Genomic DNA, 18,579 nt, shown 5'->3' with positions numbered 1-18,579 from the left:
TGAGCTCAACATTACAGGAACTCGCGCGGGGTGATGTCCACCCGGACGTCATTCCATTCCTCGGTGGGGATCTCCGCGAGACGGCGCTCCATCAGGGCTTCGCCGGTCGACACGATCTGGATCACGGCGGCATGGCCGTCGACCAGGTCCTGCTCGATCGAGCGGATCAGGGTCGGCGTCTTCATTGAGGTCAGCAGATGGCCGAAGAAGCGCTGCTTGGCGGATTCGAAGGCTGAGCGGGCGGCTGACTTGGCCTGCCGGTTCAGCGTGCCGCCGTCGCCGGTGATATTGGCGGCCTGCATCGCCGCGTCGAGATTGTTATGGATGACGGCGAAGGCCCCGGCATAGGCGTCGTAGATGCCGGTCTGCTCGGGGGTGAGCTGATGCTCGACCAACTCGTATTCGACGCCGTCATAGGAGAGCGACCGGGCCGTGTAGAGGCCGAGCGATCGCAGGTCGCGGGCCAGCACCTCCATGGCCGCGACGCCGCCATCTTCGATCGCTTCGACGAATTCGGCGCGGGTCGAGAACGGGAAGTCTTCGCCGCCCCAGAGACCGAGGCGCTGGGCGTAGGCGAGGTTGTGGACGGTGGTCGCGCCGGTTGCCGAGACATAGACGACGCGCGCATTCGGCAGGGCGTGCTGGAGCCGAAGGCCCGCACGACCCTGCTGGGAGGCGGCGACATCGCCGCGTTCGCCCTTTCCACCAGCGGCGTTCTGCATGGCGTGGCTCTCGTCGAAAATGATCACTCCATCGAAGTCGGAGCCCAACCATTCGACGATCTGCTTGACGCGGGAAAGCTTCTCGCCGCGATCGTCGGACCGTAGCGTGGCATAGGTGGTGAATAGGACGGCTTCCGAGAGTGTGATGTCCTTGCCCTGCGGAAAGCGCGACAGCGGCGTGACCAGCAGGCGCTCCATGCCGAGCGCCGACCAGTCGCGCTGCGCGTCCTCCAGCAGCTTGTCGGATTTGGAGATCCACACCGCCTTGCGGCGGCCTTGCATCCAGTTGTCGAGGATGATGCCGGCCGACTGGCGGCCCTTGCCGGCGCCGGTCCCGTCGCCGAGCATGAAGCCGCGGCGGAAGCGCACAGAGTTCGGCGCGTCGTCGGGCGCTGACGAGACGACGTCGAAAGTCTCGTCGAGCGTCCACGAACCGGCGAGGAAGTCGGCATGCGCCTCGCCAGCGTAGATAACGGTTTCGAGCTGGGCGTCAGAGAGCAGGCCATCCGGGACGATGTTTGCAGGCAGCCGGGGCCGGTAGCTCGGCCTGGGCGGCGCGACCGAGGCCATCGCGACGGATTGCACAAGCTTGGTCGGATGGGCCTGCGCCCCGGGAATACGGATCGCATGCAATCCATATTCTTCATAGATCGCGTCGGTGATCCGGCCGTCTTCGGCGGGTGTCCATTCCATGGTTTCATAGGCGAGTTCGACGCCTTCCGGCTCGATGGACGTGGGCTTGGCGGGCGCGGCAGTGGTACGGGCGCGGTATCCGCGAATGGTGCGGGGCGACGCGGCGGACGCCGAGGTTTTCACTGGCGGCAGGGTTGCAGTCGGACGCGGCGGAACCTGTGTCGCGATCCAGCCGAGCAGCGTGGAGACGTCGGGTGCGATGCCTGGCGAAGGGGGAAATGCCGAACGATCGTCGGCCGACAGCTTGTCGATGACCGTCAGCCGCGTGTCGATGGTCGTGCCGTGCTTGGCATAGACCGAGCCGTCCACGGCTGCGGTGAAGACGACGCGGCCACGCTCCTGAAGCCGGACGAAGGCCGCTGCCCAAGCCGGGTGGTCGGGGCTGAAGTTGGCGCCGGTGATCGCCACCAGCCGCCCGCCATCGGCAAGCCGGGCCAGTGCTGAAGCGACATGGCGATAGGCGGCGTCGGCCACGCGGCCGGAGACGTTCGCCATGACGGAGAATGGCGGGTTCATCAGCACGATTGTGGGGGTGGCGTCCGGCGCGAGGTGATCGTCGATCTGGGCCGCGTCGAAGCGCGTGACGGCAACGTCCGGAAACAGCGCAGCGAGCAGATCGGCGCGGGTTTCGGCCAACTCGTTAAGGAGGAGCGTTCCGCCTGATATCTCGGACAGGATGGCGAGCAGGCCGGTGCCAGCCGACGGCTCCAGCACGATGTCGCCAGCAGCAATGGAGGCGGCCGCCACGGCGGCAAGGCCGAGTGGCACCGGCGTCGAGAACTGCTGGAGCGCCTGCGATTCTTCCGAGCGCCGGGTATGCGTCGGCAGGAGCCCGGCGATCTTTGAAAGAGCGGAGAAACGTGCAGCCGGAGATGCGGCTTTGCGGAAAAGCGCCTTTCCGTATTTACGCAGGAAGAGGACTGTCGCGACCTCGCAGGCCTCATAGGCCGCCTTCCAGTCCCAGGCGCCGCTGGTGTCGGACGCGCCGAAGGCCGCTTCCATCGCTGCACGGAGGATCGTGGCGTCGATGCGCTGACCACGTTCGAGATGATCGATAAGCTGCTTTGCAACGTCGAGGATCGAGGACGCACGGGTGACGGGCGCGGCCGAAAGGGCCACGGGAGGCAGAATGTTCATGGGAGGAAACTCGGGAGAGCGGAAGGAACAAGCCTGGCCGGCGCTCTCTCTCGACCGCCCGGACTCGACCCGTCCCGGATGCCCTCTCACTCTCGAAGCACTTTTCGCGGCCGGCATGAAAAAGCGCCCCGGCCGAGTGGCGGGACGCTTTGAGGTGTCAGGCCCAGTGTTCGTCCACGATCTCGCTGGCGATGAGCGCGCGCGCCTTGCGGATCAGATCATCGCCGCTCGTGTGGACGTGCCCGAAGAACCGCGCGCGTGCGCCGTTCGCGGTCCAATCAGCATAGGCGCAATATTCACGGGTCTTGGCCCGGAATGCCCGCATGTCGCTGGCCCAACGATGTTTGGGCTCGATGATGACGGTGATGCCGTCTCTGCTCTCTGGCCAAGGGAGCGACCGTTCAGAGGGGGGCGCTCGTGATCGGCGGCGGAGATGGCGTCAATGTCCATCATGGTGCTTTTCCCGATGCGTCGGGGTGAACGAAACCGTCAGGATCGCCAGGATCGGGCGGCAGATAGGCGTCGTAGGGATCGCCGTCTGCTAGATGGCCGAAGGGTGTGAAGACGAAATCGCGGTCGTCTCGGCCCACCGCGCAGATGACGTAACGTGGAGTGCCGGTCATGGCGTCGAGGCATTCCATGAGCGCGAGGTTGCCGTCACCTGCGGCGCGGAGCAGGGTCTCAAAATTAGTTCGGGCGAAGGAGGGGATGCTCATATCCGGTCTCCCGCATCGGAGACAGTCTTGTCGAGCCAACCATCAGTATAGATCCAGTCTATGGTCTTCCCGGTGGCAAGATCGAGGACATGCGCGCCACCGCCGAAGGCATCGAGCCGGGGCTTCGAGCAGGTGTTGGCATATTGGAAACCCCAGCGGCCGGTCAGGCCGAACTCCGTGGCGCAGCGCTTCACAAACTGGATCAGCCGTTCGGGATCGCCGGTGACGTCGTCGTGCATCCAAAGCTGAGTACCGCCATGCTCGGGCTGGATCGAGAGAAGAAAGCCCTCAGAGGGCGGGTCCTCCGACGCGCCAGCCTCGGACAAGCGGTTGTAGAGGTCGAGCGCGCGGGCAGCATTTTCGGGTGTGCCGACGTCGAGAAGGCACGAAAAGTGAGTGAAATAGTCGGCCATGACAGGCTCCTGAAACGAAAATGCCCGGCGCGATGGCCGGGCGGATGGAAGATCGGGATGGGACGCGCGGGACGAATGGAGTCGCCCGCGCTCCCCGCGCTATTCGGCCGCGATGGCGTGCTGGATTTTATCCTCGACCTCGCCGTCTTCGGTGAGGAAGTCCGGCAGCGCCGTGTCTTCTGCAGCGTCGGCCTCGTTATCCGGGCTGGGTTGATCGCCATTGAGGGACGCCATACGCAGCGGTTCGGGCAGCCAACCGGTTTCCTCCAGAAGGCGTTCGGCTTCCTTGGCCATGTCACCCTTTTTCAGGTGCTCGATGAACTGGGCGGCCCGCTCGCCGGCGCCCTCACGGACGGCCTCGAGAATGCGGGGCTTGGTCACGCGGCCGAGATAGTTGCCAACTGTGGGCTTCCAGCCTGCGGCCACCATGTCGAGACCAGTCTCGCGCGCTATCCTGTCGGCTTGGGCCAGACGCACGTCGAGACCGTGCTGGCTGACGCCCGAGCCGGAATAGGGGTTCGGACGCTCGAACAGTGCATTGACGCCGTAGCTGACGCAAAGCGCCAGTAGTTCCATACGCGTGCCGTCATCAAGGTGAGTCAGCCAGTCCCAGAGAGCTTGATCGTCGGCAGGGATATGATCCCCCCAGCGTTCGTGGCGATCGTTGAGCGCCTGCGCCGATGGGCTGTCCTTAAGTTCCTCCGACTGAGCGGAGAAGAAGATGTGGCGGACATTGGCCTCAAGGCAGCCGGTCGGGTTGGTTCGGATGAAGGTGTCGCTGAGAAGCTTATGCAACAATATGGTCATGGCGACATGCGGATTTTCTGCCAGCGCGTTGCGCAGCGCCAGCGTGCGATGGGCAGTCAGCTCGATCACGAGACGTTCGGGAAGTGGCTTGATGCCATCCTCCTCGTCGTCCTCGGGTTCGGCGGGCTTGCCGCCGATGGTGATGACCGCACGCTGGACGGCTGGTTTATCCGGTTGGTCGCCTTCGGTTGCCTCACCATCGGGTTCGGCCTGGGGCTCATCCTCAGCGCGGACATAGCCGCGGTCGATCGACAGCGATCCATTGGCGTCGAGGCTGACAAAGGCGCCGGCGATCGCGATTTCGGCCGGATCGTAGCTGACCGGGCGATTCTCAAAGGCGTCCAGGGCCTGTTCGATCTCGCCGAGACGCTCGTCGATCTCGTCAGGCAACTCCTCGACCTCAGAATATTCCGCTTCGATCCGGTCATATTCCTCGCGCAGCGCCTCGCGAGTCGCACGTTCCTCCTTGGTCAGGTCAACAGTCTTTCCAGCGCATTCACGAAGGCCATGATCGTGTCCATAGGGGAAGGTCACGGCGACCTCGATCCACTTCCAGCCTTCCTCGGCGATCTGATCGGCGGCGGTTTTCAGCTTCTCCGCCACCATACGGTCGAGCAGGGCCGGGTCTTGCAGCCAACCGCCGTCGTCGGACTGGAACAGATCGCGCAGCACGACGCCGCCTGCGGCCTCGTAGGCATCGACACCGACCAAGACGGCCCGCTTGTCCGAGGCGCGAACCGCGGTCTCGGTCAGCATCCGCCGGATCTGATAGGGCTCCTTCTGCCAGCTATCCTTGATCGCGTCCCAGACCTGCTCCTGACGGGCATGGTCGGGGCTGACGGTGAAGGCCATGAGCTGTTCGAGCGTCATGCCGTCATCGGCATAGATTTCGAGCAGGGTCGGCGAGACGGAGGTTAGGCGCAGGCGCTGCTTCACCACGGTGACGCTGACGAAGAAGGCAGCCGCGATGGCCTCCTCGGCCATGCCCTTGTCGCACATGGCCTGAAAGGCGCGGAACTGGTCGAGCGGATGGAGCGGTGCGCGTTCCATGTTCTCGACCAGCGATACTTCGTCGACGAGGATGTCGCTGTTGGCGTCGCCGATGACGCAGGGCACCGTCGCCGTCTTGGCCAAACGCTTCTGCTTCACGAGCAGTTCGAGTGCGCGATAGCGGCGACCGCCGGCAGGCACTTCGAACATTCCGGTCTCCGCGCCATCGGCGTCAAGGACGGGACGGACATGGAGGCTCTGGATGAGGCCGCGCCGGGCGATGGACTCGGCCATTTCCTCTATTGAGACGCCGGCCTTGACGCGGCGGACGTTGGACTGGCTCAGCACCAGCTTGTTGAAGGGGATGTCGCGCGCCGACGACAGGGTGATCTTCTGGATGGCACTCGCCATGTTCGTTACTCCGCGACGGGCGGCCGGGAGACTCTCTCTCGACCTCCAACCCGTCACGAAGCGAAGCGGCGCCCTCTCACTCTAAGAAGGGCAGCGCCGCAGAAGCGGAAAGGCGTGAAGCCGGAGACCCGCTTTCCCGCCTTTCCGGAACTCATATTCGATCACGCCGCCTGCCGTTCGTCGCCGGCCATGGTGTCGTCCGGGCCGAGATCGGCGTCGGGCAGGAAGCCGAGCAGCCAATCGGCCGCCTTGCTCGCCTGAGAGGCGGCGCGGACGATGGCGCGATTGTCCTCGCGCAGGACCTCCAGCCAGGCGCCGATATAATCAGCGTGGCGGACGGTCGGCTCGATGCCGAGGGACGCGCAGCAGAAAGCGGCGTTGATCTCGGCCACCAACTCCTCGAAGGCGTATTTCTTCATGCCGAAGCCGCCGGTCAGGTCGCGACCAAGTCGGGAGGCATGGCCGCTGGCGTGCCCGAGTTCGTGCAGGGCCGTGCGGTGCCAGTTGATCGGCTCGAAATAGGCCTGCGGCGGCGGCACCTGCACATAGTCGTGCGCCGGCACATAGAAGGCGCGATCGCCGCCGATGCGGAAATCGATGCCCGTCGCTTCGATCAGAGCCTCGACGCGCGGCTCGATGAGGCCGGGTGGGGGCGGTGGAGCGATGGCGGCGATGTTGTCCGGCAGGCCGTCGCATTGCGCGGCGTTGAAGACGGTGAAGCGCTTGAGGAACGGAATCGCGGCGGCGTCCTCGCCGGTCTCGCGGGCTCGGCGCTTCTGGTCCTCCGGCGTGAAGCGGTCGGCATAGACGACGGTCGTGCCGTGCTCACCCTTGCGGACATTGCCGCCCAGCGACAGTGCCTGGCGGAAGGTGAGCCAACTCTGGCCGGGGAAGCCGTGCTGGATCACCGCCCCCCAGAGGATGAGCACGTTGATGCCGGAATAGTGCCGTCCGGTCGCAGCGTTGCGGGGCATGGCGAGCGGCGCCTTGGCCGCGGCCGATCCCCATGGCTGGACCCAGGGCGCATGGCCCGCCTCAAGCTCGGCGATGATTTTGTCGGTGATGTCGTCATAGAGGCTCGCCCGGCCTGAACTGGCGCGGGCACTGTGGTTTTTGCTGAACATCGCGGTTCTCCGCGACGGGCGCCGGAAACCTCTTCTCCAGCCCTCAACCCGTCACGGGAAACCCGTCCGCACTCTCGCTCTATGGGGGCATTGCGGGGATCTCCCCGCAGAAGGGGTCGGGCGAGACCCTTTGGCTCGACCGCAGGGGAAGGCTTTCCCCCTTGTCCGTGCTTTTCCGCACCGAAGGCGCTTTCCTTGAAAACTGTCAGAAAACTGCGTATGTTCCTGACAGGAGAAAGACAATGACACGGCTGACCGAACAGATTCTGTCGCATATGGCGGGTTTGCCCGAGGGCGCTTCTGTGTCCGCTAAGGGGCTGCTCCATCTCGGCAATCGCGCCGCAGTGGACCAGGCCTTGTCGCGTCTAGCCGAGCGCGAGCAACTCATCCGGGCTGGGCGCGGTGTCTATCTCCGCCCCGTCGCCAGTCGGTTCGGGACGCGCGCGCCGTCGGTCGAACAGGCTTTGGAGGCCCTTGCCAGCCAGCGTGGCGAGACCATTGTCTCGAACGGTGCGGCGGCCGCAAACGCCCTTGGCCTGACGACACAGGTGCCGGTTCGCTCGGTCTATCTGACTTCTGGACGCAGCCGGAAGATGAATCTCGGCAAGCAGGTCGTGGAATTGCGCCATGCCCCGGGCTGGCAATTGGCTCTGGCCAACCGGCCGGCGGGAGAGGCCGTCCGGGCCTTGGCCTGGCTCGGCCCGGAGAAAGCCGAAACTGCGCTCAGGACATTGAAGCGAAAGCTGCCGCCCAGCGCATTTGGCGAATTGGTGGCGGCCGCGCCGCAGCTTCCGACATGGTTGGCGCAGAGTGTCGGGAAGGCGGCCTATGGCTGAAACCTTCCTGCTCCTCTCGGCTCAGGATCGCCGCGACGCCCTTGGCGTCGCGGCGGATCGTTCGGGGCGGCACGCGCATCTGCTCGAAAAGGACGTCTGGGTGGTGTGGGCGTTGAGCACGCTCTACTCGGCGCCGCTTGGTGAGCATCTGGTGTTCAAGGGCGGCACATCGCTGTCGAAAGCCTATCAGGTCATCCATCGGTTTTCGGAGAATGTGGATCTGACCTACGACATTCGGGCCATCGCGCCCGACCTGGTCGGGGACAATGGCGAAGGCCTGCCGAAAACGCGAAGCGAGGAAAATCGCTGGTCCAGCGAGGTTCGTCGCCGGCTACCAGAACGGGTTGGCGCTGTCGGGCAGCCAGTGATCGCCGACGCCCTGGCAACGGAAGGTCTGGCTGCGACGATCCGCGTCGAAGGTGATCGGCTGTTTATCGACTACGAACCGACCTCAACCGGATCGGGCTATGTCGCCCCCAGTGTGATGCTGGAGTTCGGCGCGCGGTCGACGGGCGAGCCGGCCAATCTGCGCGACGTGGTCTGCGATGCCTCAGGCCTTCATCGATGGCCTGTTAATCCCGACAGCGCCAGTCCATTCTAACGTGGGTAAGCGGACAATCTGCGCAGCATCGCCGATGCGGTGGCTGTGCCGCTGCGGACCGAGATAGTGAGACGCAGCAGTTCGTCCCAATGGGCGGCAACATGTCCGATTGCGACCGGATCGCCGCTCATGCCGGCCAGCAGCAGCCGCGCTTCCTGGCCCGGCAGCAGATGCAGACGCCGGCCCCTCGGACCGCGCAGGCGCGTCGCGAAGGGGTAGCCGAAGAATGGCATGAGGCCGAACACATGATCGGATGCGCCGCCGGTATCTCTTCGCCCGCGGTGAGCCGATGCCGCTTCGTGAGATGGCGTCGGTGGAAATGCGCAAGCGGAACCTCAGCCTTTAAGGGCGCTTACGGAAGCCAACCGACGTCGCCGGTCCGACAGCGTCCCTCAGGCTGGCGACGGCGTGGCTGCCGCTGCCGTCTTCCCCTTGAGGTCGGTGATGACCGCGCCGATCAGCGCCCGTAACCAGCGGTGTGCGGGATCATGCCGATAGCGGACGTGCCAAGCCATTTCCACGGGAAAGCTGCCAAGGTCGACCGGAGCCGGCAGGATCTTCAGCCGGGGGTCGTGCATCAGCCGCCTGCAGATGAGCGAGGGCAAGGTGGCGCAATAGTCGGTCACGGCCACCATCTCGGCTACCGCGAAGAAGTTTGTCACGGAGATCGCGACGTCGCGCTTCAGCTGCTTCTGCGCCAGCGCCTGAAACAAACCGGCGCGCATCCGTCCGGGCGGCACGATGTTGACATGCTTCATCGTCTCGAACTGCTCGCGCGTCATGGCATCGCCGACGCCCGGATGGTCGGCGCGGACGGCGCAGGCGAGCCCTTCGTCCATCAGGTGCTGGACGACGAGGTTGTCGGGCGGATCGACGATGCGGCCCAGCACGAGCGCCGTCGTGCCCGACACGACGCCTGTTTCCACAAGATCGTTGCCGAAGGGCGTCAGACGAAGCTTTATGCCGGGGGCGACCTTCTCCAGGCGCGCCACGATAGCGGGGACGAGGACGAACTCGACATAGCCGTTTGGCGCGATCGTGAAGAGCCGTTCGGCCTGTGCGGGGTCGAAGGCCTGCTGACCGAGGACCGCGTCGTCGAGCTGGGCGAGTGCCTCGGCGATTAGCGGTGAGAGTTCTAGCGCGATCGGGGTCGGCTGGATGCCGTAGCGCTCGCGGACGAACAGCTGGTCCTGAAGCATCAGTCGTAGACGCGATAGGGCGTTAGACAGGGCGGGCTGTGTCATGCCCATGCGCTCGGCGGCCCGCGTGACGCTGCGCTCCTCCATCAACGCGACGAAGATCGGCAGCAGGTTCAGATCGTAGCGCATACAGTCATCCTGTTAGCGTTATATCTGAAATCAAAAAGATAAACTTCTAGAATATGTCAACGAGGCCCATTTAGCGTCCATCGGTGATCGACGCCGCGAACATGGAGGTTCAGATGAGCAAGGGTCAGGTTCTCGTTCTTGGATCGAACGCGACGCAGATCGGTCTGCGTGGCGGCGGTACCGCGACGGTCGGTCAGTATCTCAACGAGACGGCGGTCCCGCGCTGGCTCTGCTCGACGCCGGCTATGATATTGTTCTCGCCACGCCCAATGGGGCCAAGCCGCACATCGACGCCGTCTCCGTTTCGGTTGATCATTTTGGCGGCGATGAGACGGCATTCCAGCGCGCCAAGGACTTTTTTGCCAGCCACCCGGCGATGAACGACGTGCGTACGCTGAAATCGGTCGTCGACGAGGGTCTGGACGGCTTTGCTGGCGTGTTCGTGCCGGGAGGTCACGCGCCCATCGTCGACCTCATGGTGGACCGCGATGCGGGCACGATCCTCCGTCACTTCCACGCAGCGGCCAAGCCGACCGCGCTCCTCTGCCACGGACCGGTGGTCGTTGTCGCCGCGCTCGAGGATGCTCCGGCCTTCCGCAAGGCGCTGGAGGAAGGCGATGACGCCGGGGCGGCCGACCTGGCGCGAGACTGGATCTACGCGGGCTACCGCATGACAGTCTTTTCGGCGAGCGAGGAGAAGATTGCTGAGGAGCAAGTGCTGGAGGGCGAGCTCTACTTCGACATGGAAAAGGCGCTGCGGTCGGCCGGTGGCGACGTCTCTGTCACCGACAGGAACTTCGCTTCGAATGTCGTCGTGGACCGGGAGCTGATCACGGGTCAGAATCCGGCATCGGACCGGGCCATGGCCGACGCGTTGATCGAAGCCCTCGATCGCGCCGCTGCGTAAGTACGAGGATGACCGGCGGGGCGCTCAGGGTGCGCCCTCCCTCGGATATAGCCAAGACAAGGAACGGTGCCATGACCGCCAACGTGAAGATCGTCGCCGTCCTTACCGCCCGTGCGGATACCGTCGACCGCCTGCGCGCTCTGCTCGACGCCATGCTAAAGCCGAGCCGTGCCGAACCGGGCAATTTGCGCTACGATCTCTGGCAGGACCAGAGCGATCCGAACCGTTTCGTGCTCGACGAGCTGTACGCGGACGCGGATGCGGTCGCCGCCCACCGCGAGACGCCCCACTTCCAGAACTATCTCTCTCAGATCGGCGATCTGGCCGAGCGCGCCGCGTTCGTCCTCAACCCCGTCTCGGCGACCTGAGGGTGGTGCCATGGGCAAGCCTGAAGAATGGGTGGGTACGGCGCTGCTGGCACAACCGTTCTACAGAGAGGAGTTGCGGATGATCGGCCTGTTGGCACCTGCACTCCGCGTGGGACTCTTGGGCCTCATTCATCCACGCGGTTACCGCTGAGGCGGAACCGCGATCCGGCGAAAAATCAACAACTGACTTGAAGGAATACAGTCATGACCCAGGGTATCGAAGGCAAGGTCATTCTCATTACCGGCGGCAGCACCGGCATCGGCGCAGAAACCGCGCGGCTTCTCGCGGAACGCGGCGCAAAGGTGGCCATCGCCGCGCGGCGCAAGGACAAGCTCGACGAGGTCGTCGCGGACATCGCCGCAAACGGCGGCACGGCACGTAGCTACGCGCTCGACGTCACCGACAAGGCGGCGGTCCAGTCCGTCGTCGCCGCAATCATTGCCGACTTCGGCCGCCTCGACGTGCTGATCAACAACGCAGGGCTGATGCCGATCCGTCCGATGGCCGAGGTCAACACCGACGAGTGGGACCAGATGATCGACGTCAATCTGAAGGGTACGCTCTACGGCATCGCGGCGGCCCTTCCCGGCTTTCTCGAGCAGGGCAGCGGCCACATCATCAACCTGAGCTCGGTCGCCGGCATCAAGGTCTTCGCACCAGGCGGCACGGTCTACTCCGGTACCAAGTTCGCGGTCAGCGCGATCAGCGAGGGCTTGCGCCACGAGGTGGGTGAAAAGGTCCGTGTCACGTCGATCGAGCCCGGAGCCGTCGAAAGCGATTTGAAGTTCACGACGTCTGGCACGGCAGCCGAGACGGTGCTCGACTTCTACAAGCAGGCCATCCCAGCGGCATCGGTGGCGCGTGCTATCGCGTTCGCTGTCGAACAACCTGATGACGTTGACGTCAACGCGATCGTCATCCGGCCGACCGCACAGCAGTTCTGATTTCGACGAGGAGGCGGGGCCGCGTGTGCTCCGCCTCATGGGGAACGTACCGGCCCGCTCGTCCGTTACTCTGCCGAATGATATCTGTCCGTTTAACTTGAGGAGTCGATAATGCCCAAACTCGCGCTGTACGTGCCACTGAAGGCCAAACCCGGTAAAGAGAGCGATGTCGCCAATTTCCTGACCTCGGCATTGCCGCTCGTTCAAGCCGAGCCGGGCACTCTGACCTGGTATGCGATCGAGGAAGGTCCCGGTGCGTACGCGATCTTCGATACGTTCGACACAGAGGAGGATCGGCAGGCCCATCTTGACGGCAAGGTTGCCGCCGCGCTGATGGAGAAGGCGGAAGAACTGTTCTCGGAACCGCCGCAGATTCACAAGTTCACCCTGCTGGCCGCGAAATAGCGGAGCGGTCGGCACACCAGGCTGCCGTACGACTGCACGGTTAGGGTCGCCTGCCGTCGGGAATGGACGGCCCGGCCGGCTCTGGAACTAAATAGAAGAATACGACAGGCCATCCGCGATAGTGGATGGCCTTGTCTTTTGCGCTTATCCTGCCTTTTGATGCTGCTGCTGATAAGTCGGCGTTGATGTGTTGCGTTATCATGGCGCCGTTGGTTTCGCAGGAACTTCTTGAGGTCATCAATCTGCCGCTTTTTTAGATCGTCCTGGCCCAGGCAATCGAAAAGCCGCCGTAAATCGATCCGAGAACTGCCGAACGGGAAGGAACCGCTCAGGCATCAGGCGGTTTAGGAGACAGACATCGGTTGGAAAGATGCGATGCTATGCGCCTTTGCGCTGGTCGGGATCATCAGCAAGCTCTCGATTTGATGACGCCCAGAGCAGAGCTACAAAAGGAGAAGATCCGTGAAAGCTGTCGTGTACAACGGGCCCAAAGACGTTTCCGTCAATACCATCGATGATCCCAAGATCGAAAAGCCGACCGATGTTATCATCCGGCTGACCACGACCAACATTTGCGGGTCCGACCTTCACATGTACGAGGGCCGTACCAGCTTTGAGAAGGGCAGGGTCTTCGGTCACGAAAACCTTGGCGAGGTCATCGAAGTCGGCGCTGCCGTAGATCGTATCAAGAGGGGCGATCGCGTCTGCATGCCGTTCAACGTCGGTTGCGGGTTCTGCGAAAATTGCGAACGCGGTCTGACGGGTTTTTGCCTCACGACCAATCCTGGAACCGCCGGCGCAGCGTATGGCTTTGCCGAGATGGGGCCGTGGCAAGGCGGTCAGGCCGAGATGATGCGCGTACCTTATGCCGACTTCAATTGCCTGAAGCTGCCCGAGGACGCTGAGGAGAAGGAGGATGACTATGTCATGCTCTCCGACATCTTTCCGACGGGTTGGCATGGCGTCGAGTTGTCGGGTTTCTTGCCCGGCGAAAGCATCGCGATCTACGGAGCTGGTCCGGTCGGTTTGATGGCCGCGCACTCAGCCGAAATCCGCGGTGCCGCTCAGATCTTCGTGGTCGATTCCCACGATGATCGCCTGAAGCTGGCCGAGGCGATCGGCGCCATCCCGATCGACATGCGCAAGGGCGATCCCGCCCAGCAAATCCTAGATGCAACCGGCGGCCTCGGGACCGACCGCGGGGTCGAGGCGGTCGGATACCAGTGCTGCGATCGCCACGGCAAGGAGCGCAGCAATTACACGATGAACTGCCTCGTCAAAAGCACGAAGGCCACCGGCGGCATCGGCGTCGTCGGCGTGTTCATTCCGGAAGACCCGAATGCGCCAGACGATCTCCAGAAGGAAGGCAAGATTGCGTTCGACTTCGGCAACTTTTGGTTCAAGGGGCAGAAGATCGGCACCGGGCAATGTAATGTAAAGCATTATAACCGGCGGCTGATGAACCTCATTAAGCATGGCCGGGCCAATCCTGCTCAAATCATCTCGCACCGACTGCCGCTCGATCAGGCGCCAGACGCCTACAAGCATTTCGATGCGCGCGATGATGGATGGACAAAGGTCGTGCTTAAGCCGACCACCTGACCGTAGTCTTCAACGGAATAGGGAATAGATTATGACGTTAGAAGGCAAATCAGTTGCCGTTCTGATCGCGCCCCGCGGGACGGAAGAGCCAGAATTCTCGAAGCCCAAGCAAGCTATCGAGGAGGCTGGTGGCAAAGTGACCGTGGTCAGTTTTGAACCGGGCAAGGCTCGCACAGTCAATAGCGATCTTGACGAGGGCGGCAGCTACACTATCGACAAGACGTTTTCCGAGGTCAAAGCCGACGATTTCGACGGACTTGTTGTGCCCGGGGGGACTGTCGGTGCCGACAAGCTGCGCGGCAGCGTCGAGGCAATTGGTTTCATCCGGGCTTTCTTCGATCAAAAAAAACCGGTTGCGGCTATATGCCATGCACCTTGGACATCGATTGAGGCTGACGTGCTTAAGGGGCGTTCCTTGACGTCCTACCCAACGCTGAAGGTCGATATCGAGAACGCCGGCGGTACATGGGTCAATGACGAAGTCGTAGTCGACAACGGCCTTGTCACAAGCCGCGACCCCAATGATTTACCCGCCTTCTGTGCCAAACTCATAGAGGAAGTCGCGGCAGGCGTGAGCGCTGGGCTCGCAGCCGGCAAGTAAAGACGGGGCGGCCTCGGCAAACCATTTGAGGCCCGCTCACGGAAGAAGGTCCACGCGAGACAGGCGTAGCGGATGGCCGCTGATGATGGTCATCCGCTACGCCGCGTATCAGACGAACACGGCGCGCCGGACGAGCAGTCAAACGTTAAGTCGCGTCAGCCGCGGTGAACTCCTCGGCGGCTCTGATAGGCTTCTAGGCTTGACCCATTGTAGCGTCCGGGTTCTTTCACATAGTCGACTCCAGGTTCGGTCGCCTCGTGGCCTCCCGACCGTTACCGGGCGGTCCCAGCCGACCGACCGCCACCACACTAGCTCTGCTGGTCTTGCGACCTGGATACCGGCTAGGTTCACGACCTACAGCGCCGCTTTAAGATAGGGGGCGGTGAGACTGCCTTCCGCTTCCGCAACGACGCCAGGGACGCCGCTGGCAACGATACGGCCACCATCTTCCCCGGCCCCCGGTCCCAGATCGATGATCCAGTCCGCCTGTGTGATGGCGCGCATGTCATGTTCTACGACTACAACCGTATTGCCGGCGTCGACGAGGCCCTGCAGATGTTGCATCAGCCGGTCCGCATCGGAGGGGTGAAGCCCCGAAGTTGGCTCGTCGAGGATGTAGATCGTGTTGCCGCGTTGAGCGCGTTGCAGTTCAGCCGCCAGCTTGATGCGCTGCGCTTCCCCGCCAGACAGCTCGGTCGCCGGCTGTCCGAGCCTCAGATAGCCAAGACCGATCTCCCGCATTACATCGAGGGAGCGCATCACGGATGCCTCGCCAGCGAAGAAATCGCACGCATCGTCGACCGTCAGTTCGAGCACCTGGGCAATATTGCGCCCGTTCCATTCGACTTCGAGCGTTTGCGGGTTGTAGCGAGAGCCATGACAGGTCGAGCACGGCGCAAAAACGCTCGGCAGGAATAGCAGCTCCACCATAACGTATCCCTCGCCCTCGCACACAGGGCAGCGGCCTTGCGCGACGTTGAACGAGAACCTTCCCGGGCTATAGTGCCGCCGGCGGGCGAGCGGCGTATCAGCGAAGATCCTTCGCACATGATCGAACATGCCGCTGTAGGTGGATAGGTTCGAGCGCGGCGTGCGGCCGATCGGTTTCTGATCGACCCGCACCAGCCTGCGAACATGCTCCATGCCTGCGATAATGCGTCCTTCAGTATCGTTCTGAGCACGATCGAGCAGCGGATCGATATCCGCCTCCTCGGCCACGGCGGAGCCGCCGAAGTGTTCCGTTAGGAGCTCGGGCAGCGCCTGACTGACAAGACTGGATTTGCCCGATCCCGAAACGCCGGTGACAGCGGTGAAGCAGCCGATGGGAAACTCGACGTCGAGACCTTGAAGATTGTTACGCCTGATCCCTCCCAGGCGTAGCCATGCCTCGGGGTCGCGCGGTGTGCGCCCACTGCGGAGCGGCTCCGCGAACAGGTAGCGGCGGGTGATCGAAGTCTCGACGTCGGCAAGCCCCTCTATCGGCCCGCTGTAGAGGACTTCACCGCCCTTTTCCCCGGCTCCTGGCCCAACATCGACGAGCCATTCGGCGTGGCGGATTACGTCGAGATCATGTTCGACGACGAACAGGGAGTTACCCGCCGCCTTGAGACGTTCGAGGATAGTGAGCAAGGCTTCGCCATCTGCCGGGTGCAACCCTGCTGAAGGCTCGTCAAGCACATAGACCACGCCGAAAAGCTGTGACGACAATTGGGTGGCAAGCCGCAAGCGCTGCAGCTCTCCGGAGGAGAGCGTCGGCGTGCTGCGGTCGAGCGAAATGTAGCCGAGGCCAAGATCGATCAGCGGCTCGAGCCGCTCGATCAATTCGCAGGCAAGGCGTTGGGCGGCGATCCGCTTCTCGTCTGAGAGGTTCGGCGTGCGGCGCACGTCGGGCGCGCTCTTGTGCGCAGAGCCGCCCGCGGCAACCCGCTGTTCGACCGCTGCATCGCGGGCCGCTTTTTCCAGAACATGGCTCTTTGAGGTGTCGGAGACTGCCCCATATTCGCCATGCGCGACGGGCATCAGCAAGTCCTTCAGCTTGAGCACCGTCAGGTCGCCGAACTCGGCAATGTCGAGGCCGGCGAATTTAACCGACAGGGCTTCGCGCTTCAGGCGCTTGCCGTCGCAGGTCGGGCAATCGCGGCCGATAATATATTGCGAGACGCGCTTCTTCATTAGCGCGCTTTTTGTGTTGGCGAAGGTTTCCAGCACATAGCGGCGCGCGCCGGTGAAGGTGCCCTGGTAGCTCGGCTCCATGCGGCCCTTGAGGGCCTTCCGAGTCTGTTCAGGCGTCAGGCCCGCATAGACCGGCACCGTCGGCGCCTCGTCAGTGAAGAGGATCCAGTCGCGATCCTTTTTCGGCAAGTCCCGCCACGGCGTGTCGACGTCATAGCCGAGCGAAACGAGGATATCCCTCAGGTTCTGGCCATGCCAGGCGGTCGGCCAGGCGGCGATCGCCCGATCGCGAATGGTGAGGCTGTCGTCAGGAACCATCGTCTCTTCGGTCGCGTCATATACGCGCCCGATGCCGTGGCAGGTCGCGCAAGCCCCCGCGACCGTGTTGGGGGAGAAATCCTCCGCATAGAGCATGGGTTGATGGCGCGGATATTCGCCGACGCGCGAATAGAGCATCCGCACCAGGCTGGAGAGCGTCGTCACGCTGCCGACCGAGGATCGCGCGTTGGCCGAGCCGCGCTGCTGCTGCAACGCGACCGCAGGCGGCAAACCGTCGATCGCGTCGACCTCCGGCACGCCGGCCTGGTCGATCAGGCGACGGGCATAGGGCGCAACCGATTCCAGATAACGCCGCTGCGCTTCGGCATAAAGGGTGCCGAACGCGAGCGATGACTTGCCCGAGCCCGATATGCCGGTGAACACCACGAAGGCGTCGCGCGGTACATCGACGTCAATATTTTTGAGGTTATTCTGGCGCGCGCCGCGAACCTGCACGCAAGCGGGCGGCCCCGTATGCCCATGATCGGTGGCCGGCGTCGTCGCGTGAATATCCTTGCTCTTCAATTCAGTCTTCCTGCCATATCCGCCCGTGCGGCCTGTGGTTCATTACGGTCGGGGTAACAGATGAATGCATTTCCGACTCAATACATCCAACGGCCAGGCTGGCCCGATGTTCGGCACCTTTGAAATACTTTTCCAGCATTAGACAAAGGTTACGACAAAACCATTTTCCCGTTGGGTCGCGACGAGGCCACACACACTCCGCTGGTAAGCGCCTGGGCCAGGCGGCCCTGGTCCGTGCCGCTATCGGCATGTAACGACCGCACTTCGGCGCTTGTTACCGCATCGCGACGCGTTGCCCATTTGCCAGAGCGCGCTTCATCATGGCCAGGGTCGGGCCATGATGACGGCCGAGTTGTCGATCCGAGCGCCTCGCGCCGCTTCGGATCGGCGGGTCAGTAGTGAATGACCGTGCGGATCGACTTGCCTTCGTGCATCAGGTCGAACGCCTCGTTGATCTCCTCCAAACCCATGGTGTGGGTAACGAACGGGGCCAGATCGATATCGCCTCTCATCGCGTCCTCGACCATGCCGGGGAGCTGTGTCCGTCCCTTGACGCCACCGAAAGCGGACCCCTTCCATACGCGGCCCGTGACGAGCTGGAATGGGCGGGCGGAGATTTCCTCGCCCGCGCCGGCAACGCCAATCACGATCGACTGACCCCAGCCACGGTGCGCTGATTCGAGCGCGGCGCGCATGACGTGGACGTTGCCGATGCACTCGAAGGTATGATCGATGCCCCAGCCCGTCATCTCGATCAGCACTTGCTGGATGGGCTTGTCATGGTCCTTGGGGTTGATGCACTCGGTCGCACCGAACTGGCGTGCCAGCTCGAACTTGGACGGATTGGTGTCGATGGCGATGATGCGACCCGCCTTCGCCTGGCGCGCACCCTGAATCGCCGCGAGGCCGATGCCGCCGAGGCCGAACACGGCGACCGAGTCTCCGGGCTGGACCTTGG

Annotated in this window: 18 protein-coding genes and 1 pseudogene; 9 read left to right on the top strand and 10 right to left on the bottom strand. The window is 63.3% G+C overall.

What is annotated here, in order from left to right:
* Positions 1-11 precede the first annotated feature (11 nt).
* The 6 genes from A7X12_RS10060 to A7X12_RS10035 all read right to left on the bottom strand — a co-directional run bounded on the left by A7X12_RS10060 (position 12) and on the right by A7X12_RS10035 (position 7,013).
* Positions 12-2,552 carry a strawberry notch family protein gene (locus A7X12_RS10060; RefSeq protein ID WP_232318449.1) on the bottom strand — a complete coding sequence of 847 codons (2,541 nt, stop codon included), beginning with the start codon at positions 2,550-2,552 and terminating at the stop codon, positions 12-14.
* A gap of 157 nt (positions 2,553-2,709) precedes the next feature.
* Entirely contained in the window at positions 2,710-2,877 is a 168-nt protein-coding gene (locus A7X12_RS26205; RefSeq protein ID WP_232318448.1) for a hypothetical protein, read from the bottom strand.
* A gap of 124 nt (positions 2,878-3,001) precedes the next feature.
* Positions 3,002-3,268 carry a DUF6117 family protein gene (locus A7X12_RS10050; protein ID WP_064311501.1) on the bottom strand — a complete coding sequence of 89 codons (267 nt, stop codon included), beginning with the start codon at positions 3,266-3,268 and terminating at the stop codon, positions 3,002-3,004.
* Positions 3,265-3,681, bottom strand: coding sequence for a hypothetical protein (locus A7X12_RS10045; protein ID WP_064311500.1), 417 nt, complete (start codon positions 3,679-3,681; stop codon positions 3,265-3,267). The genes A7X12_RS10050 and A7X12_RS10045 overlap by 4 nt, the downstream gene beginning before the upstream one ends.
* A gap of 99 nt (positions 3,682-3,780) precedes the next feature.
* The gene (locus A7X12_RS10040) at positions 3,781-5,889 is read right to left on the bottom strand and encodes a ParB/RepB/Spo0J family partition protein (RefSeq protein WP_064311499.1); all 2,109 of its coding nucleotides are present in this window, start codon (positions 5,887-5,889) and stop codon (positions 3,781-3,783) included.
* A 161-nt stretch (positions 5,890-6,050) separates the two neighbouring features.
* The gene (locus A7X12_RS10035) at positions 6,051-7,013 is read right to left on the bottom strand and encodes an ArdC family protein (RefSeq protein WP_064311498.1); all 963 of its coding nucleotides are present in this window, start codon (positions 7,011-7,013) and stop codon (positions 6,051-6,053) included.
* 242 nt (positions 7,014-7,255) lie between these two features.
* Here A7X12_RS10035 and A7X12_RS10030 point away from each other — a divergent pair, with 242 nt between their 5' ends.
* On the top strand, positions 7,256-7,849 hold the full coding sequence (locus tag A7X12_RS10030; protein WP_064311497.1) for a DUF6088 family protein: 594 nt from the start codon (positions 7,256-7,258) through the stop codon (positions 7,847-7,849).
* On the top strand, positions 7,842-8,450 hold the full coding sequence (locus A7X12_RS10025) for a nucleotidyl transferase AbiEii/AbiGii toxin family protein (RefSeq protein WP_232318447.1): 609 nt from the start codon (positions 7,842-7,844) through the stop codon (positions 8,448-8,450). Before A7X12_RS10030 ends, A7X12_RS10025 begins: the two co-directional genes overlap by 8 nt.
* Here A7X12_RS10025 and A7X12_RS10020 read toward each other — a convergent pair.
* Positions 8,450-8,719: pseudogene (locus tag A7X12_RS10020) on the bottom strand (Tn3 family transposase); the annotation flags it as partial. The gene A7X12_RS10025 and the pseudogene A7X12_RS10020 overlap by 1 nt on opposite strands.
* A gap of 123 nt (positions 8,720-8,842) precedes the next feature.
* Positions 8,843-9,778: a LysR family transcriptional regulator gene (locus tag A7X12_RS10015; protein WP_064311495.1), complete on the bottom strand. Its 936-nt coding sequence runs from the start codon at positions 9,776-9,778 to the stop codon at positions 8,843-8,845.
* A gap of 376 nt (positions 9,779-10,154) precedes the next feature.
* Here A7X12_RS10015 and A7X12_RS10010 point away from each other — a divergent pair, with 376 nt between their 5' ends.
* The 7 genes from A7X12_RS10010 to A7X12_RS09985 all read left to right on the top strand — a co-directional run bounded on the left by A7X12_RS10010 (position 10,155) and on the right by A7X12_RS09985 (position 14,606).
* Positions 10,155-10,685 (top strand): hypothetical protein, encoded by a 531-nt coding sequence (locus tag A7X12_RS10010; protein ID WP_232318446.1) that lies wholly within the window; start codon positions 10,155-10,157, stop codon positions 10,683-10,685.
* A gap of 71 nt (positions 10,686-10,756) precedes the next feature.
* Positions 10,757-11,053: a putative quinol monooxygenase gene (locus tag A7X12_RS10005; RefSeq protein WP_064311494.1), complete on the top strand. Its 297-nt coding sequence runs from the start codon at positions 10,757-10,759 to the stop codon at positions 11,051-11,053.
* 10 nt (positions 11,054-11,063) lie between these two features.
* Positions 11,064-11,204, top strand: coding sequence for a hypothetical protein (locus A7X12_RS25490; RefSeq protein ID WP_157105557.1), 141 nt, complete (start codon positions 11,064-11,066; stop codon positions 11,202-11,204).
* A 53-nt stretch (positions 11,205-11,257) separates the two neighbouring features.
* A complete protein-coding gene (locus A7X12_RS10000; protein WP_064311493.1) occupies positions 11,258-11,998 on the top strand; it encodes an SDR family oxidoreductase in 741 nt (246 codons plus the stop codon).
* Between the two features lie 111 nt (positions 11,999-12,109).
* Positions 12,110-12,403 carry a putative quinol monooxygenase gene (locus A7X12_RS09995; RefSeq protein ID WP_062106251.1) on the top strand — a complete coding sequence of 98 codons (294 nt, stop codon included), beginning with the start codon at positions 12,110-12,112 and terminating at the stop codon, positions 12,401-12,403.
* Positions 12,404-12,865: 462 nt separating this feature from the next.
* Positions 12,866-14,005: a glutathione-independent formaldehyde dehydrogenase gene (locus A7X12_RS09990; protein WP_064311492.1), complete on the top strand. Its 1,140-nt coding sequence runs from the start codon at positions 12,866-12,868 to the stop codon at positions 14,003-14,005.
* Between the two features lie 31 nt (positions 14,006-14,036).
* The gene (locus tag A7X12_RS09985; protein WP_064311491.1) at positions 14,037-14,606 is read left to right on the top strand and encodes a type 1 glutamine amidotransferase domain-containing protein; all 570 of its coding nucleotides are present in this window, start codon (positions 14,037-14,039) and stop codon (positions 14,604-14,606) included.
* A 354-nt stretch (positions 14,607-14,960) separates the two neighbouring features.
* On the opposite strand, the gene A7X12_RS09980 is transcribed toward A7X12_RS09985, so the two are convergent.
* Together A7X12_RS09980 and A7X12_RS09975 are read right to left on the bottom strand one after the other, a co-directional pair.
* Positions 14,961-17,621: an excinuclease ABC subunit UvrA gene (locus A7X12_RS09980; RefSeq protein ID WP_232318445.1), complete on the bottom strand. Its 2,661-nt coding sequence runs from the start codon at positions 17,619-17,621 to the stop codon at positions 14,961-14,963.
* A 392-nt stretch (positions 17,622-18,013) separates the two neighbouring features.
* Positions 18,014-18,579: zinc-binding dehydrogenase (locus A7X12_RS09975; protein ID WP_157105556.1), on the bottom strand; the 566-nt coding region annotated here is incomplete at its 5' end.

Source organism: Sphingomonas sp. TDK1 (assembly GCF_001650735.1).
GTDB lineage: Bacteria > Pseudomonadota > Alphaproteobacteria > Sphingomonadales > Sphingomonadaceae > Sphingomonas.
The sequence above is the reverse complement of the archived record's forward strand: the minus strand, read 5'-3'. Positions and strand labels throughout refer to the sequence as shown.